The sequence below is a fragment of the Actinomadura sp. BRA 177 genome (genome assembly GCF_013372625.1).
Lineage (GTDB): Bacteria > Actinomycetota > Actinomycetes > Streptosporangiales > Streptosporangiaceae > Spirillospora.
On the sequence record NZ_JABXFD010000158.1, the window covers coordinates 1 to 15,770 of the forward strand.

13 protein-coding genes and 1 pseudogene are annotated in these 15,770 nt (G+C 68.0%); 10 read left to right on the plus strand and 4 right to left on the minus strand.

Going from position 1 to position 15,770, the window contains the following annotated elements:
* Positions 1-921, minus strand: a 921-nt coding sequence (locus HUX53_RS04905) for a class II glutamine amidotransferase (protein ID WP_176401976.1), incomplete at its 3' end; no start/stop codon positions are given.
* Between the two features lie 183 nt (positions 922-1,104).
* On the opposite strand from HUX53_RS04905, the gene HUX53_RS04910 reads away from it, so the two are divergent.
* From HUX53_RS04910 to HUX53_RS04930, 5 genes are all read left to right on the plus strand, one after another.
* The gene (locus HUX53_RS04910) at positions 1,105-1,638 is read left to right on the plus strand and encodes a 2,4'-dihydroxyacetophenone dioxygenase family protein (protein WP_176401977.1); all 534 of its coding nucleotides are present in this window, start codon (positions 1,105-1,107) and stop codon (positions 1,636-1,638) included.
* 54 nt (positions 1,639-1,692) lie between these two features.
* Entirely contained in the window at positions 1,693-2,634 is a 942-nt protein-coding gene (locus tag HUX53_RS04915) for a helix-turn-helix domain-containing protein (protein WP_176401978.1), read from the plus strand.
* 85 nt (positions 2,635-2,719) lie between these two features.
* Positions 2,720-3,676, plus strand: a complete 957-nt coding sequence (locus tag HUX53_RS04920; RefSeq protein ID WP_176401979.1) for a hypothetical protein — start codon at positions 2,720-2,722, stop codon at positions 3,674-3,676.
* A gap of 671 nt (positions 3,677-4,347) precedes the next feature.
* A complete protein-coding gene (locus tag HUX53_RS42425) occupies positions 4,348-5,148 on the plus strand; it encodes an MATE family efflux transporter (RefSeq protein WP_309237055.1) in 801 nt (266 codons plus the stop codon).
* A 1,090-nt stretch (positions 5,149-6,238) separates the two neighbouring features.
* Positions 6,239-6,745, plus strand: coding sequence for a hypothetical protein (locus tag HUX53_RS04930; protein ID WP_176401980.1), 507 nt, complete (start codon positions 6,239-6,241; stop codon positions 6,743-6,745).
* A gap of 1,143 nt (positions 6,746-7,888) precedes the next feature.
* On the opposite strand, the gene HUX53_RS04935 is transcribed toward HUX53_RS04930, so the two are convergent.
* On the minus strand, positions 7,889-8,668 hold the full coding sequence (locus HUX53_RS04935; protein ID WP_176401981.1) for a hypothetical protein: 780 nt from the start codon (positions 8,666-8,668) through the stop codon (positions 7,889-7,891).
* A gap of 182 nt (positions 8,669-8,850) precedes the next feature.
* Between HUX53_RS04935 and HUX53_RS04940 the strand changes: the two genes are divergently transcribed.
* On the plus strand, positions 8,851-9,789 hold the full coding sequence (locus tag HUX53_RS04940) for an aldo/keto reductase (protein WP_176401982.1): 939 nt from the start codon (positions 8,851-8,853) through the stop codon (positions 9,787-9,789).
* 75 nt (positions 9,790-9,864) lie between these two features.
* The gene (locus HUX53_RS04945; RefSeq protein ID WP_255204938.1) at positions 9,865-10,761 is read left to right on the plus strand and encodes a serine/threonine-protein kinase; all 897 of its coding nucleotides are present in this window, start codon (positions 9,865-9,867) and stop codon (positions 10,759-10,761) included.
* A 9-nt stretch (positions 10,762-10,770) separates the two neighbouring features.
* Here the strand turns inward: HUX53_RS04945 and HUX53_RS04950 are convergent, their stop codons facing one another.
* Positions 10,771-11,433 carry a transcriptional regulator gene (locus HUX53_RS04950; RefSeq protein ID WP_176401984.1) on the minus strand — a complete coding sequence of 221 codons (663 nt, stop codon included), beginning with the start codon at positions 11,431-11,433 and terminating at the stop codon, positions 10,771-10,773.
* A 128-nt stretch (positions 11,434-11,561) separates the two neighbouring features.
* On the opposite strand from HUX53_RS04950, the gene HUX53_RS04955 reads away from it, so the two are divergent.
* The 3 genes from HUX53_RS04955 (at position 11,562) to HUX53_RS40720 (ending at position 14,772) form a co-directional block, all read left to right on the plus strand.
* Entirely contained in the window at positions 11,562-12,845 is a 1,284-nt protein-coding gene (locus tag HUX53_RS04955) for a citrate synthase (RefSeq protein ID WP_176401985.1), read from the plus strand.
* Positions 12,846-13,070: 225 nt separating this feature from the next.
* Positions 13,071-13,976 (plus strand): hypothetical protein, encoded by a 906-nt coding sequence (locus HUX53_RS04960; protein ID WP_176401986.1) that lies wholly within the window; start codon positions 13,071-13,073, stop codon positions 13,974-13,976.
* 142 nt (positions 13,977-14,118) lie between these two features.
* A complete protein-coding gene (locus HUX53_RS40720) occupies positions 14,119-14,772 on the plus strand; it encodes a nucleoside triphosphate pyrophosphohydrolase (RefSeq protein WP_255204935.1) in 654 nt (217 codons plus the stop codon).
* Between the two features lie 160 nt (positions 14,773-14,932).
* Here HUX53_RS40720 and HUX53_RS04970 read toward each other — a convergent pair.
* A pseudogene (locus HUX53_RS04970) lies at positions 14,933-15,522 on the minus strand (DUF4291 domain-containing protein).
* Positions 15,523-15,770: the final 248 nt, after the last annotated feature.

Genomic DNA, 15,770 nt, shown 5'->3' on the forward strand with positions numbered 1-15,770 from the left:
TTTGTGTTTGCTGGTTGAACAATTGATTATGAGAAAAAAATGTGTGTGGGCAGCGGCTGATGGGTATAAGAGCAAGGGGGTGGGGGTGACAAGCGATGGGGCGGATGCGGGGGTCTGGGAGGCGGCTTCTCGTACGGACAGGTCGGAGCGGCGCAGCGGATGCCGCAGGGGTTCGAACGGGAAGAGCGAAGCCTCGGCAAGCCCGTCGGCGACCAGGAGTTCGCCGGGGGCGAGGAGCCGCCAGCCGGGGCGGTCGTCCATCGGTTCGCTGGCGATGACGACGGCCGGCACGGAGCCGGGGGAATCTCCTGGCGCGGTCGCGCCGCCGCGGTCCGGCGACAGGACCCACAGCTCGTTGCTCTCGGGGTAGCGCAGCGCCCAGAGCCGTCCGGCCTCGGCGATGAGCAGGTTCAGCGCGAACACGGGGAGTTCCGCGCCGATGCGGCGCACCGCCTCGATGATCCCGGCCGTCGTGTCGCCGCGGCGCCGGATCTCCGCAGTCAGGTAGGCGAACACCAGCTCGGAGTCGGTCTCCCCCGCGACGTGGGCGCGCTCGACCTCCGTCAGCCACGTCCGGAGGGCGTCCAGCCCCTTCACCACGCCGTTGTGGGCGAACAACCGGTCGCGCATCACGAAAGGGTGGCAGTTGTGCACGGTGAGCCCGCCCACGGACGCGTCGCGAACATGCGCCACGAACGTGTGGGACGGGACGTTACGGGCGTGCAGGTCGAAGTCGGCATTCTCGAAGGCGGCGAGGGGCGCCCGGTCGCGGACGGGTTCGCCGCCGAGCGAGAACCAGCCGAGGCCCGCGCCGTGCTGCATCCGGTGACTCTGCGCGCGCAGGCTCCGGGGCGCGTCCAGCAGCCAGTGCGCCGCCCCGACCCGCGGACCGCCCGTGCTCATACCGAAAAGTCGGCACATTTCGTCACCTCTCCGACGACTTTAACTGCGAGTGACGATAATTTCACCGAACGTCGCGGCACGCGTCCGGCGAATCCGAGGTGTCCCCGACAGGCAAGACCGGACGTCCCGCAGAGGGAAGACGGGCCCGTCCTCACGCGGTTGACTGCCGGTCGACGGACCGGTGCCACGCTGGAGGACGCCATGCCCGAGGACGCGACCACAGAGTTCTGGAAGACCCTGAAGCCGATCCAGAACTCGCAGAAGCCGGACGCCCTGCCAGAGGTGTACCTGTCGAAGGTCGCCACCGACGACGACCGCTACTACGTGCCGTTCACTGAAACCGTCGGTTCACGCCCGCTCTGGATCAACGTCAAGGACAACTCCTGGGCCGACATCCTGCGCGCCACCAGCGCCGGCCTCGTGAACAGGCACTACCACCCCCACGAGGTGTTCGCGTACACCATCTCGGGCAAGTGGGGCTATCTCGAACGCCCATGGACCGCGACCGCCGGCGACTTCATCTACGAAGCCCCAGGAGAGGGACACACACTCGTCGCCTACGAGAGCGGTGAGCCGATGAAGACGATGTTCATCGTGAAGGGTCCCCTTATCTGGCTGGACGAGAACGGTGACGCGGACGGGTACTTCGACGTCCACGACTACATCGCGATGTGCCGCGAGCACCACGACAAGGTCGGTCTGGGGTCCGACTACGTCGACTCACTCTTCCGCTGAGGGACGATGGCTAGACTCGGCCTCCTACCTGCGATCGCACGCTGGGAGGCCGAGATGGCCGTTTCCGTCTTGGAGTCGCGCGTATCGACCGAGGAAGTACCGCCGGGCGACCGTATCGCCTACTGGGAGCGGTACAACGCACGGGCGCTCGTCGGGCTGGCCTGCTCTTCCTACGCAGAGGGCGGACTACTCGCACGGCAGACGAACCACCGTGTCGGCGGGCTTCGCCTGGCCGACATCCAAGGGAACGAACACGTCATAGAACGGACGCCTGGCATCTGCCGCGACTTCCCCAAGGAATCGGTGTTCGCCAGCCTCGTCCTCAGCGGCGAAGCCGTGTTCTTTCACTCCGGCGGCTGCCTGACCGTCGGCGCAGGGGACCTCGTCCTTTACGACACCGCTCGTCCTTACCTCTTCGGCTTCTCCAGCCCGATGCGGAAACTACTACTGGACGTCCCGCGTGAGATGTTCGCCGAGCGATTCCGTTCGTCCGTCGTGCCCGCACCCATCGCCCTCAGCGCGTCCCACGGTTCCCCGGCCTCCCGGACGCTGCGGTCGTTGCTCCTGAGCCTTGCCAAGGGCAACGGACCGGACCATGCCGACGACCTGGCTCTGGAACTCCTCGGTCTCCTCGCGGCACAACGTGCCGGGGACCGCCCCGCCTCTCCCACGCGACTGCTCCACCTGCTAGTGGCCAAGGACTACATCGAACGGCATCTGCACGATCCCGGGTTGAGCGCTCGACGCATCGCCTCCGCCCTGGGGATCTCCGTCCGGCACCTCAGCCGCGTCTTCGAGCCGGAGGGCCTCACCCCGTCCCGGTACGTCATGGACCGCCGCCTCACCAGGGCCAGGAACGAACTGGCCGACCCGGCATCGGCCCACGTGACGGTCGCTGAAATCGCTCATCGCCTTGGGTTCGTCAGCCAGCCCCACTTCACGCGCGTGTTCCGCGAGCGCTTCGACCGCACACCGGGCGCCGCGCGCCACGGCTGAGAGTTATCCCCAGAATCTCGTTCTACTGCTTCCGGGCTGGACGACCGCGCATGCTGGCCACGTCCCGTCCGGAAGGAGCGGCCCCATGGCCACCATCGCGTTCTCCGTCCCGTCCACCACGACCTCCCGGTTCGCCGTGGCCGCCGAGAGCATCCCGCGCGACCTCGGCGACCTGCTGCGCCGGACCGCGTCAGGCCCCTACCACGCCCACATCACCGGACGGCTCGGCTCGCCCCAGCTGCAGGTCACCCGCGAAGACCTCACCACCCTGCGCTGGGATCCGGGCTACGTCCGGGCGGCCGGCCCCGAAGACCGGCGGGCCGCACGCACCTTCAATGACGCCGCGGAGTTCGCCGTCGTCACAGCCTTCGCGCCGATCACCGACCAGCCCCGCGGCGCCCAAGTCGCCCGTGCCGCCGCCTACGCCATCGCCGCGGCCACCGGGGGCCTCGCCGCCGACCTCGTCACCAACCACGTCCTGACGCCGGCCATCACCGAGCGGACATGCTTCGTGCTGGCCGATCGCTGGCTGGGCGACGTCCTGCCGCCGTTCCGCGCCAACGGCCGATGCACGGCCGCCGACCCCGAACGCGACCCGGAGGGCATCAACGGCTGCGCCTGCGTCCGCCTGCGCACCCGCGGCCTCCGCCGCTTCGGGCTGCCCGAACTCCAGATCACCGACGTCGCCTGCCCGCACGACCTGGCCGCCCTGAACGTCCTGCGGACGGCCGCCCGCCGCCTCCTGACCGACCACTGGTCCTGGCTCGCCACCGGCCCCACCGCCCGCACCCGCACGGTCTCCGCCGCCCTGGACCTCACCCACCGCGACTTCAACGACTTCTGGGGCACCACGCGCCGCGTCCACCTCACCCCACCGAACCCTTTCCAGGTCACCCTCTCCCCGCTGACCTCACGCCTCTTCACCATCAGCCCACCCGCGGACTTCGACGGCACCGTCAACGACTGGCTCTGGGGCGACACCCTTCCCCTGGGCATGTACGACGTCCTCAAGGCCCCCGCAGACCCCCCACAAGCCGCCTAAAACCCCACGCACCACCCGAAACCAAGTCACCCAAGACCCCAACCCACCAGAAACACCACGCGCCAAACCAACCCACTAAACCCATGCCCACCCGCACAACACCACCACTAACGCGCCCCAGCCCCACGAGCACCTTGCACCATCGATCACAGCCAGGCACCCGCCTGCCGGGACGCCCTGCCCCCGGGAGCCGACTAACACTGCTGCAGCTGATCCCACCGTCCACCCGAACTGACACGAAAGCAGGGGGCCACGCGGGCGGGACACCATCGCCACGCGACAAGGGCATCAAACAACTAATCCCTCAGTCCGTGCCACGTGCCCTGAGCGCGGACGACGGGCCCTCACCCTGCGCTGCCACAGAATCTGCGAAACGCCCCTGCCCCCCCGGCCAACCAACCAGCCACACCCCCATCCAACCGAGCACAGAACAACCCCGCTCAACACCACTCCGCCAAGCCCGACACGCGCGAACGCCGGCCGGGGGATGCCCCAGGCCGGACCACGCGCCGTGGACATGGACGACTTCACCCTGCGCCGCCGCAGGATCTATGGGAACGCCCTAACCGACACCACCCTGGCAAGCCTGAGAACATCCTGACCATCCACCCCACCAGCCAGCCACACCCCGACCCAGATCAGAACGACCCTGAGCAGAGAGGCATCCGGCAATGGACAGATTCGCCTCGGCTCCGCCGCGCCCGCGACACACCCGCCCTCCGGTACTCCACATCCGATCATCAGCACACCGCAACCGCGACCGCGACACCCCCGCCACCCGGTGGATCGTGGAGGCGTTCGGCGCGTCCCCCGCCGTGACCCCGTACGCCGAGACCTACCTCCGCGTCAGCCTCTTCGGCATTCCGTCGATGCTGCTCGTGCTCGCCGGCACCGGCGTCCTGCGGGGTCTGCAGGACACCCGCACGCCGCTCTTCGTCTCCATCGGCGGATTCTCGGCGAACCTGCTGCTCAACGTGGTGTTCGTGCTCGTCCTGGGCTGGGGGATCGCCGGTGCGGCCTGGGGGACCGTCCTCGCCCAGACGGGCAGCGCGGTCGTCTACGTGGCCGTCGTGCTACGGGCGGCGCGCCGGCACGGGGCACCGGTCCGTCCCGACATGGCCGGGTTGCGGACGTCCGCCACGGCGGGCTTCGGCCTCCTGGTCCGGACGGCCGCACTCCGCGTCGTCCTCATCGTGGGAACGTCGATCGCCGCCCGCATGGGGGACGCCGAGATCGCCGCCTACCAGGTCGGCTTCCAGGTGTGGACGCTGCTGGGCGCCCCCCAGCCGCGCCCGCAACGCACCCGCCCTCCAGTGCTCCACATCCGACCTCCAGCACACCGCAACCGCTCCCGTGACGCCCCTGCCACCGGTGCTCCGCAGCCGCGCCCGCGACGCATCTGCCCTCCGGTGCTCCACGTCTGGCCTCCAGCAGTCTGCGTCGTCCCTGGGCCAGTTCATAACGCGGAGTGAGAGTTATGGCACCGCGTGGAGACCGGGGTGTCGCACGTAGTCACCTCCCGGACGGTTGGTTCGGCTGCGGGCATCCGTAAGGTGCAGCCGGTGAGCCCGTGGTCCGTAGCCTCGAAACCCGTTTGTCAGCAGGCGGGTTGTAGGTTCTCGCCAGCCGTTCCGTGACGCCTTTCCCGCGCCGACCAGGTCACCTACATCTCGGGGCTTTCTGGGACGTACTGCGTATTTGGGCCATGACGGCAGCGGAGCCGGGCGCCGAAGGTCGTCCAGTCGAGTGTTAGCAATGTTCAACGCTCCGTAGCCAAATTGACTACGATCGGCATTCACACGGTGACCGACGCGATCCCCCGGGGCGAAGATGAACCGTTTTCTGGCACATCCCAGGCTGGCCGTCCTGCTCGGCGGCTGGCTCCGCTGCACCTGCGGAGTCCTGGGCTGTACCGCGATGGCCGGCGCCATCTCCATCGGCGCGGCGGCGCCCTCGGAGGCCGCCGCTCAACACGAACCGGGGCCGCGCAGGTCCCTGTCGCCGAGCTGCCGTCACGCTGTGAACATCGGCGACTGGTACACCGCGCACAAGTGCAAGGAGGCATGGCGCTCGATGTACGAGAGGTCTCGCAGAAGGTCGGGACGCGGTCGGGAGTTTCCCCGCCGGCCGCATCGACACACCTGGAAGCCCAAGATCGAACACGGGCGCCCCTCGCCCGTACCGCCGGAGAGGCCGAGTCCGCGCATCGCCCTGCCGGATCCTCCGAGCAGCGAACCCCCGTCCCGGAAGAAGAGCACACCTCGTCCCGCACCATCCTCACCAAAGCCGACTCGTACACGCGAGCAAGCAGACGAGGCGGAGTCACGTCCTCCCTCGCTGCAGCCGGTTCTGCTGCTGAGCCTGCTCATCCCCGCCGCTGCGGCGATCTGTTACCCCTTCCGGCACCGGCTCTATGCCGTCGCCACCGCGGGCATGCCGGCCCTTCCCGTACCCGAAGAGGAAAAGGAACCGCTGGCCGACTTCGTATACCGTCCCGTGCTCGACCCATTCGCTGCCCCGGCAACGGGCTTGTCAGGCCCGGGTGCCGTCTCCACCGCACGTGTGCTCGCCCTGACCGCTCTCGACGAGCACGGCGACGATTCCCTGGTCGTGATTCCGCGAGCCGACGCGACCGCCCTGTTCGGCCTGGCTGAGGATGAGCTACTCGACGACAACACGGCCGGACTCTTCATCCCCGGCAACCTCGACGCTGCGCTCGCCTACCTCGAAACGGAACTCGCCATCCGGGAGAACACCGGCGTGACAGGGGCGCGCCGGCTCCTCCTGGTCGCCGACTGCGCGCAGGAGACCGACAGGATCCAGGCGCTCCTCGCTCGGCACCCGGGCGGCGTTTCCGCGATCCTCCTCGGCCCATGGCCAGGAGAGCAGGCCACGATCGACGACAACGGCCTCGTCAACGCCCCTCCCATGCTCGCCTCCAACCTGCCCGACCGGGTCCCGGCGCTCTCCCGCGTCGAGGCCCGCGACCGCCTCCTCGCCGCCCTCGAACGGCACAGAGAGACCAAGAAGCCGTCCCCCAGACGTCGCTCATCCTCCCGCCGCCCCTAGCCCCAAGGCTCCACCCGCAAGACGGCAGGATTTTCCGAACCCAACAACAACCACGACGCCCTATCCGACCTCGACCAGCCACCCACCACAACGAACCACCCAACCGGTCCGGGGAACTCCGCACCAGGTCCAGGAACTCGACACCGGTCCAGGAACTCGGCATCGATCCGAGATCCCGACGCCCGGCCTGGGAACTCGACTCCAGGACCTCGGAGTCGATCCGGGAACTCCACGCCCGGTCGGAGTACTCGACGTCGGTCCAGGAACTGCACGCCCGGTCCAGGAACTGCACGCCCAGTCCCGGAACTGCACGCCCGCTCCAGGAACACCGCGCCCACTCCAGGATCTACACGCCCGGTCCGGAAATCGACGTCGGTCCAGGAACTCGGCGCCCGGCCCAGAAACTGCACGCCTAGGCCGGGACTCGGCGTCGGTTCGAGACCTCGACGCCCGGTCCGGGAACTCCGCTCCCGGCCCGGTCCGGGGTCTCCACTTCCGATCCGGAACTCGCCGTCGATCCGGGGACTCGACGTCGGTTCGGGTCTCGGCGTCGGTTCGGGGGTGGCGTCGGTCGTGATTGGCTTTTCGACCTGTTGGTGGGTGTGGAATCCAGGGCGTTTATGGGGCGGCACGTCGTGCTTGGGCTTGTTGATGGAGCCATCGGCGGCATCGCGTTCACTCCTTGGTTTAGGCATCACTAAGGAGGTTTCCCAGCGCGGTCGGTCACGGTCGGCTTGGTTGGCCGCTGGGTCGGCCTGGTAGGGGTGGGCTTCGTCCTTGCCGGATACCGGGCAGGACCGCGTGTGGACGTTCTCCTCCGCTGCCGCGGGCGTGCTCCTCATTGGTCTCTTTCACGCTGGCCGGCGTGAAGCGCCTGGCGTCGAAAACGCCTTCTTTCGCCGGTTTGCTAGTGCACCGACGAGTGATTACAGCGGTTTCAACTTGCTCCACTGGAGCGGCCTCGTCTGGCCCCACCTTGAAGACCCAGTGGCGGTTGGATTCGGCCCCGGTTCAGGCAATCAGCGACAAGAAGGAGCTGGTCACGGTCGGGCCGAATCAGATCGCCGCAGGCATGTCGCCGCTGAGGGTGGGGCCACTCCAAGCCCGCCTAGGTGGGGCCGCCTGGAACCGCCAGAATCAGACTCAGGAGGCGGGGGCCTCCTGTCCTTCGATCTTGGCTCTGACCGCGCCGAGGCTTCGCAGTGCTCGGCTGAGAGGACCGATGTCCGGCGGCCTGTCGGCGTCGCCGTCTACGTAGGCCGAGCAGCGCAGAACCCAGGCGCGGACGACGTCTTCGGCATGGGCCTCGGTTCGGCGCGTGCTGGCCAGGGTCAGGCGACGCTTCTCGTCCGCGATCTCGCGTGCCAGGTCATCGTCCTGTCTGAGCGCCTCGATGTCGGGGAGGGTGTAGCGGCCGAGCCGGTCCGCCGTGAGCCCGCGCTCAGTGGCGATCCGGTCGAACGTCCGGCGGGGCCATCCGAGGATGGTCGCCGCTCCCCCCGCGTCGACGGTGTCGGTGAGCGGGCCCTTCCTGGCGATGACCACCGTCCGCACGGTGTCGAGGTCGAGCCGGTCCAGGTCGCGCATGAGGTAGACGGGGTATCCGCGGAAACTGCTGACGACATTGAGGGCGCCCTGGGCGACCAGGACCTCGATGTCTCGGCGCTCCACGTCCAGGTTCACCCGGGCGGCCAGCCTGTCGGCCGCGCGGGCGGAGCCGATCGGCGTTTCGTCGCCGAATCTGGCGATGACGTCCTTGCCGGCCTCCCGGCATTCCTCGACCAGGTCGGCGGACCACCGCTCCCCGTCCAGGTCGGGGCCGGGAAGGATCCCGTGCTCCAGCCCCACGCGCGGCTGCCATCGAGTGAGCCCCAGGTGACCGGCGAACTGGTGGGCGCCGTACTGGGCGCGATTGATCTGCACAGGCATTTCCGTGCCCTTCGTGTCGCGGTTGACATTGACGTGACACAGCCTCGCGGACGCGCCTTCCCGAGAACAGTAGAACGCAATTCTGTGGATAACCCACGAATAAGAATCAGCCTTATCGGGCACTTCGGGCAATCGCCGAGGCTTGGTTGCTGGGTACGGCATGCAAGGCTGGGTGCATGAACGCTACGCATCGCTTGGGGATCGGGCTCGCGGCGTTGGGACGGCCCGCCTACATCAACGTTGGCAGGGCCAATGAACTGCCGCCTGGCCGGAGCGTCGAACGGATGCGCGAGGCCACCTGGAACGTCCTCGACACGGCCTATGCGGCCGGCATCCGATGGGTGGACGCGGCACGCTCCTACGGCCGCGCAGAAGAGTTCCTCGGGGGCTGGCTCAGCGCACGCAATCCCGATGATGTGACCGTATCCAGTAAATGGGGATACGCCTACGTCGGCGAATGGAAGACCGACGCCGCGGTGCATGAGGTCAAGGAACACAGTCTCGACCGCTACCGCGCCCAGTACGGCGAGACCCGCGAGTTGCTGGACGGGCACCTCTCCGTCTACCAGGTCCACTCCCTGACCGAAGAGAGCGCACTGTTCCAGGATCTCCGCCTACAGGAGGCCTTGGCGGAGCTGAGTGCCGAAGGCGTGCGCGTCGGATTCTCCACGTCGGGCCCACGACAGGCCGACACGATCCGCCGGGCGATGACACTGGACGTCTCCGGCCAGAGGCTGTTCAACACCGTCCAGTCAACATGGAACATCCTGGAGACGTCGGCAGCGGAAGCTCTACGCGAAGCGCATGACGCAGGGCTGCGCGTCCTGCTCAAGGAGGCCTTGGCCAACGGCAGGCTCGCCGTGCGGCCGCCTGAGGCCGTGCAGGCCATCGCGTCCGAGAACGGTGTACGGCCCGATGCTTTGGCCTTGGCGGCGGCGCTCAGCCGGCCGTGGGCGGACATCGTCCTCATCGGCGCGGTCAGCCCCGCGCAACTGGGGTCGAACCTCGCCGCGCCGACCGTGCAGCTCGACGAGCATCAACTACAGGAGCTGGCGGATCTGAGCGTTCCGCCAGAGCGTTACTGGACCGAACGGAGTGCACTGCCCTGGACCTGAGCACACGCGTTGCCGGACGGGTGTCCGCTCATGGCACGATTGAGCGCGCCCCACCATGATCGGACCTCCGTGCCCATGCAGTCAGAACTTCCAGAGATGATCGGCCCCTACCGGGTGGTCGCCCGGCTCGGTGCCGGTGGGATGGGCGAGGTGTTCCTCGGAGCGTCGCCCAGCAGGCGTCTCGTCGCCGTGAAGGTCATCCGCCCGGAGCTGCTGGACGATCCCAAGTGGCGGGCGAGGTTCCGCCGTGAGGTGACGTCGGCGCGCTCGGTGAGCGGCTTCTATACGGCACCCGTCGTCGACGCCGACCCCGACGCCGACCGGCCCTGGCTTGCGACGCAGTACATCCGCGGTGTGAGCCTTGCCAAGGTCGTCCGGGAGAAGGGGCCGCTTCGCGAGCGCGCGGCCTGCCGGCTGGGGGCCGGGCTTGCGGAGGCCCTTATCGCCATACATCGTGCGGGCATCGTGCACAGGGACCTGAAGCCGTCGAACGTCCTGCTGGCCTCGGACGGGCCGAGGGTCATCGACTTCGGTATCGCGAGACCTCTCGACGCACTGCCGCTGTCCCGTACGGAGATCCTGGGAACACCGGCCTACATGTCACCGGAGCAGGCCCTCGGTGACCCCGTCCACCCGGAGAGCGACGTGTTCTCCCTAGGCGCGACCCTCGTGTTCGCAGCGACGGGTGCCGCCCCCTTCGGCACCGGCCACAAGGTCCGCAGCCGGATCGTGTACGGCGAACCGGACCTCACCCGGTTGCCCGCCCCCATGCGCGGGCTCGTGACCCGCTGTCTCGTCAAGGAGCCTGGGGAGCGTCCTACACCAGAGCAGATCCTCGTCGCCCTGTCGACCTTGCTGGACGCCCACTACGGCGAGGAATGGCCGCCCGTGGACGTCGAGCAGCTCATCGGCGTCCAGGAACGGACACTCGTCCAGATCACAGCCGAGTTGCCTACGCTCCGGGAGTACTAGGGCCACCCATCACGGCAAGCCTTCGGCGAGGGTGTCCCAGAAGGCGGTCTCGTAGGCGTGCAGAAGGCGGGCCGCACGAGCGACCTCTATCGGGTCCTCACCGGATGCCAGCCCGGACGCGATCACGTCCAACGCGCGTTCCTCGAAGCCCGGCGGTGGTTCAGCGAAGAAATCGAAGAATCCGACGGCCCCGTCAGAGAAGCCGTACTGCGTCCGTAGAGCCCGAGCGGTACGGCCGCAGTACGCACCCCACTCCTCCAGGTTGGCCAGCATGGCCAGGGCGACCTCGGCGGCCGTCCCGAATGCCGCCCTCTGCGCGAGATAGGCCGGATACGCCTGCGCGAAGGGTTTCGGGTCATACGCCCTGAGATTCTTCTCACTCTGCCCGAGCGCGGCCGCGAACTCTCCGAGCAGTGCCAGCGCCTGCCCCTCGCCCTGCGCAAGCTCCAGAAACAGCTCACCGGACGGCGGATCGGGAAACCTGGCAGCCAGCAGAGCGAAACTACGCCGATCGCTGCCAACGATCCGATACTCCTCGCCGGCCAGCCAGACCAGGCGCTCCCGGGGCAACCCGCCTGCTTCGAGCATGTCGACGAAGCGGTTCTCGGTCGTCGCGGCGGCGATGTCCCCGCGCGTGCGTGCGAGGAGTTCGGCGGCCCCGTTATCGGTCATGACTCCACCGGAGCACCCGAGCCGGTCCCGCGTCAACGGGACCGGCCGGATCGGCGCGGGTGATCACGTGGATACGATGAAGAGCGGAACGTCTACGCAGGTGTGGACGCAGTTGGGAGTGAGCGAGTATGTCGGATTTCGAGCTCGACCACGCGAGCGGCCGGATGCCTCTGGAGGTCACCGAGGCCACTGAGGGGCCGTCAGGGCTGGTCGTCGGCAGCCTCCTGAAGGAGACGGGGCATGTCACGCTCGATCCGGGTTTCACCAACACCGCGTCCACCACGTCCGCCATCACCTACATCGACGGCGAGGCGGGCATCCTCCGCTACCGGGGCTACCCCATCGAGGAGCTGGCGGAGAAGTCGTCCTTCCTTGAGGTGGCCTACCTGCTGATCTACGGCGAGCTGCCGACGGCCGACCAGTTGGGCGCGTTCACCGACAACGTGCGCAACCACACGTTGCTGGACGAGAAGTTCCGGGCGTTCTTCTCCGCTTTCCCGCGCCGGGCCCACCCCATGGCCGTGCTGTCGTCCGCGGTCAGCGCCCTGTCGACGTTCTACCAGGACAGCCTCGACCCGTTCGACCCCGAGCAGGTCGACCAGTCGAGCATCCGGCTCATCGCGAAGCTGCCCACCATCGCGGCGTACGCCTACAAGACCTCCAACGGCCAGCCGCTCCTGTACCCGGACAACTCCCTCGGGTACGTGGAGAACTTCCTCCGCATGATGTTCGGTCTGCCCACGCAGCCCTACGAGATCGATCCTGAGATCGCACGCGTCCTGGACATGCTGTTCATCCTGCACGCCGACCACGAGCAGAACTGTTCGACCTCAACAGTGCGGCTCGTGGGGTCCAGCCAAGCCAACCTGTTCTCGTCCGTGTCCGCGGGCGTGGACGCGCTGTTCGGCCCGCTGCACGGTGGGGCCAACCAGGCCGTCCTGGAAATGCTCGAGAGCATCCACGAGAACGGCGACGACATCGACTCGTTCGTGGCACGCGTCAAGAACAAGGAGCCCGGCGTCAAGCTCATGGGCTTCGGCCACCGCGTCTACCGCAACTACGATCCGCGCGCCGCGGTCGTGAAGAAGGCGACGGGCAAGGTCCTGGACGCGCTCGGCAAATCCGACCCGCTGCTGGACCTCGCCATGCGTCTCGAAGAGGTCGCGCTGAGCGACGACTACTTCATCGAACGCAAGCTCTACCCCAACGTCGACTTCTACACGGGCGTCATCTACAAGGCGATGGGCTTCCCCACCAACGCGTTCACCGTGCTGTTCGCGCTCGGCCGGCTTCCCGGCTGGATCGCCCAGTGGCGCGAGATGATGAACGACCCGGCCACGAAGATCGGACGTCCGCGCCAGGTGTACGTGGGCCCGAGTGAGCGCCACTACGTGGACGCGTCCGCCCGCTGACCGCACCGGCGGCTGATCGCTGGACGGCCGCCGCTGAGTGTCACGGCTCCGCCGGACCGTCCGAGCGGACGGTCCGGCGGAGCGCAGAACGCACCAGCTAACTGATGCCTCCCTGACCTGCGCGTTCTAGCTCTTTATCCACAGAACCACGTTCTAGTGAAAGTGTGCGGCGGCCTCCTCGAAGCTGGACTGCGAACACCGGTCCACCGCCCCGAGGAGGCTGCAATGCGCGTCACCATCACGGTTCCCGAAGAGACGACCGCCGGCTTCGTCGTCGCGACCGACAGGGATCCCGGCGACCTCGCGGCGACGGTCCGGCAGCGGCTGCCCGGCCCGCTGGCCACGGCGGTCGCGGGCCGGCTGGGCACCCCGCACCTCGTCCTGGCCTGCCATCCCGCCGAGGACTCGCCCTGGAACCTGAACGAGGTGTCCGGCACCGACGAGGAGGACGCGGAGAGGGCCCGGCAAGCCACACGGCACATCGGCGTCACATGCGTCCTGCCGGTCGGCGACCTCCCGTCCGGGCCGCACCTCGCCCGTGCCACGGCCAAGGCGATCGCGGAATCACTCTGCGGAGTGCCCGTGGACCTAGCCACCGGCCGGGCCCTGTCCCCCGCTCACATCAGTCGCCTGGACGACTTCGTCCTCGCCGACGACTGGCTCGGGACCGTCCTGCCGCCATACCGCAACTCGGGTCAGTGCACGGCCGACGAAGACGATATCGACGGCTGCAACTGCGTCACGCTCAGGACCCAAGGACTGCGCCGATTCGGCCTCCCCGAACTGGAACTCACGAACGTGGCGTGCCCGCACGACCTGGCCGCGCTCAACATCCTGCGCACGACCGCGCAACGGCTGCTCCCCCTTGGCAGGCATCCCGGCGACCACGCGTTGCCCCCCGAGCTGATGCTGACGAGCGCCGACTTCTCTACGTTCTGGGGCAACCGAGACCCCATGTGGGACGACGGCCCCATCGCGGTACGGCTGGCCGAAGTCGCCCCGCAACTCCTGGGCATCCAACCCCCGGCAGCCTTCCCGGGCAACCTGAACGAATGGCTCTGGGACGAACTCCCGCCCGTCCTCCACGAACTGCTCACCTGCGAACCCGACCGAGTCACCCCACCGGGCTGACGAGCCGTGACACTTGGCCACCATCTCCGTGGACGCGAGGCCGCTGAGACTGGTCACTCCCCACAGCACTGCTCGGAAACACGAACAGTCACACACGCAGTTGCGAGGTGGGCGGATGGGAAGGAGGCTAACGTCGTGCGGCATGGAGGACGTTGAGGCGCCTGGATCGCTGGCGAGAGTGCTCGCGGATGTCGAATCCGAACGCGAGGCGCAAGACCGGATGTGGGGAGTTCAGGAGTTTCCTGACGGGAGTGGACCCGAATTCGTCGAGGACGCGGAAGAGGCGAAGCGGGTATGCGCCACCGCCTGGCAACGAGGTGAGCTGACCTGGCGGCATATTCTGGCCGAGGAGTTCTTCGAAGCCCTCGCCGAATCCGACCCCGCTGCCCTCCGGGGCGAGTTGGTGCAGACAGCGGCAGTCGCCGTCAAATGGATTCAGTCCCTGGATCGGCGGCACGGCACAACGCCGCACCGCATCAAGGACGGCGGCGGGTCAGCAGAGAAGCTGGTCCGAGACCGGATACCGGAGATCATCCGAGCGGCTGGCGGACAACCGGAGACGCGTGCCGCTGACCCGGGCGAGCATAAGGAACGGTTGCGCGCCAAGCTCATCGAAGAAGCAGGGGAGTACATTGCGAGTGGCGATCCGGAAGAACTCGGCGACGTCCTGGAAGTCGTCCACGCTCTCGCAGCGATACACGGCATCAGCCCCGCCGAGTTGGAGCACCGACGTTCCATCAAGGCAGCCGAGCGGGGCGCCTTCAACCAGCGCCTCGTCCTGCGCCTCCGCCAATGACCTCCGCCATAAGGTCTGCATCCGACGCCAAGGGGACGGCCCCGCCCTCCCGAGCCACACCCGCCAGGCGGAACGTTCGTCGGCCAACTCAGCGTCGAGGGTGGAGGAAGCGTGACGCCGAAGGGGACGCCACGTGGGCATGGTCCTGAAAGTGCACCGGTCAGAGCATTCCCAGGCGGGCGGCCAGGGCCGGTGGCGCCGGATACGGGCGCTCCTTGGGAAGCAGGGCTTTCGCTTGGGACGCCCGACCTGACTTGAGGAGGTCGTGGATTCTGCGGGCGAGCGATGTACGGTCCTCGATGTCCAGGATCCAGTCGTCGACGTAGCGATCGATGATGTGGCGGCTCAGGCCTATCTGGATGCTGCGCATTTCCAGTTTCTCGCGTGGATCGATCGTTCCGGGTCCCACTGGACGTGCGCGGCTGCCTGCGCGAATTGGCGGCGCCATTCGTCGGAGCTGCGGACTACGCGGCGGTCGGGATCCGTCGGGACGGCCATCCCCAGGGCTTCTTCCCATCCGGTCCGGCTGATCCGGACGGCGAGGATCGTCTGCTGGCCCTGCTTGCGAGCCCAGCCGCTGCGCGCCATGAGCCACAGGAAGGACGGTTTTATCCACGTCATCCGCCGACGCGAGAAAGGAGGGACGAATGTGCCGTGCTCGGCCGCAGGCAAGCCGATCTCAGGAGCATATGCCTGATAGACGGTGATCGAGTCACGGTCGTAACAGGCACGGACTTCGCGTGTGCGCATCGTCCGGCCAGGATTTCGCAGAGCAAAGGACGCCTCAACCGCTTTTTCGGGGCGATGGCCCTCCGGGCAACACGGAAGCCCGGGCGACACAGAAGCCCGGGCGGCATGGAGGCCCGGGGCCGCGCGCAACCCCCGGGCCGCACGCAAGCCTGGACGACACAGAAGCCCGGGCGGCGCGGAAGCCCGGGCGGTACAGAGGCCCGGGCGGCGCGGAAACCCGGACGGCGCGGAAGGCCGGGGGCGTGGCC

Coding starts and splice junctions, on each gene's coding strand:
- HUX53_RS04915 (WP_176401978.1), top strand. CDS start 1,693: ATGGCCGTTTCCGTCTTGGAGTCGCGCGTATCGACCGAGGAAGTACCG.
- HUX53_RS04955 (WP_176401985.1), top strand. CDS start 11,562: ATGTCGGATTTCGAGCTCGACCACGCGAGCGGCCGGATGCCTCTGGAG.
- HUX53_RS04950 (WP_176401984.1), bottom strand. CDS start 11,433: ATGACCGATAACGGGGCCGCCGAACTCCTCGCACGCACGCGCGGGGAC.
- HUX53_RS04945 (WP_255204938.1), top strand. CDS start 9,865: ATGCAGTCAGAACTTCCAGAGATGATCGGCCCCTACCGGGTGGTCGCC.
- HUX53_RS42425 (WP_309237055.1), top strand. CDS start 4,348: ATGGACAGATTCGCCTCGGCTCCGCCGCGCCCGCGACACACCCGCCCT.
- HUX53_RS04920 (WP_176401979.1), top strand. CDS start 2,720: ATGGCCACCATCGCGTTCTCCGTCCCGTCCACCACGACCTCCCGGTTC.
- HUX53_RS04940 (WP_176401982.1), top strand. CDS start 8,851: ATGAACGCTACGCATCGCTTGGGGATCGGGCTCGCGGCGTTGGGACGG.
- HUX53_RS04960 (WP_176401986.1), top strand. CDS start 13,071: ATGCGCGTCACCATCACGGTTCCCGAAGAGACGACCGCCGGCTTCGTC.
- HUX53_RS40720 (WP_255204935.1), top strand. CDS start 14,119: ATGGAGGACGTTGAGGCGCCTGGATCGCTGGCGAGAGTGCTCGCGGAT.
- HUX53_RS04910 (WP_176401977.1), top strand. CDS start 1,105: ATGCCCGAGGACGCGACCACAGAGTTCTGGAAGACCCTGAAGCCGATC.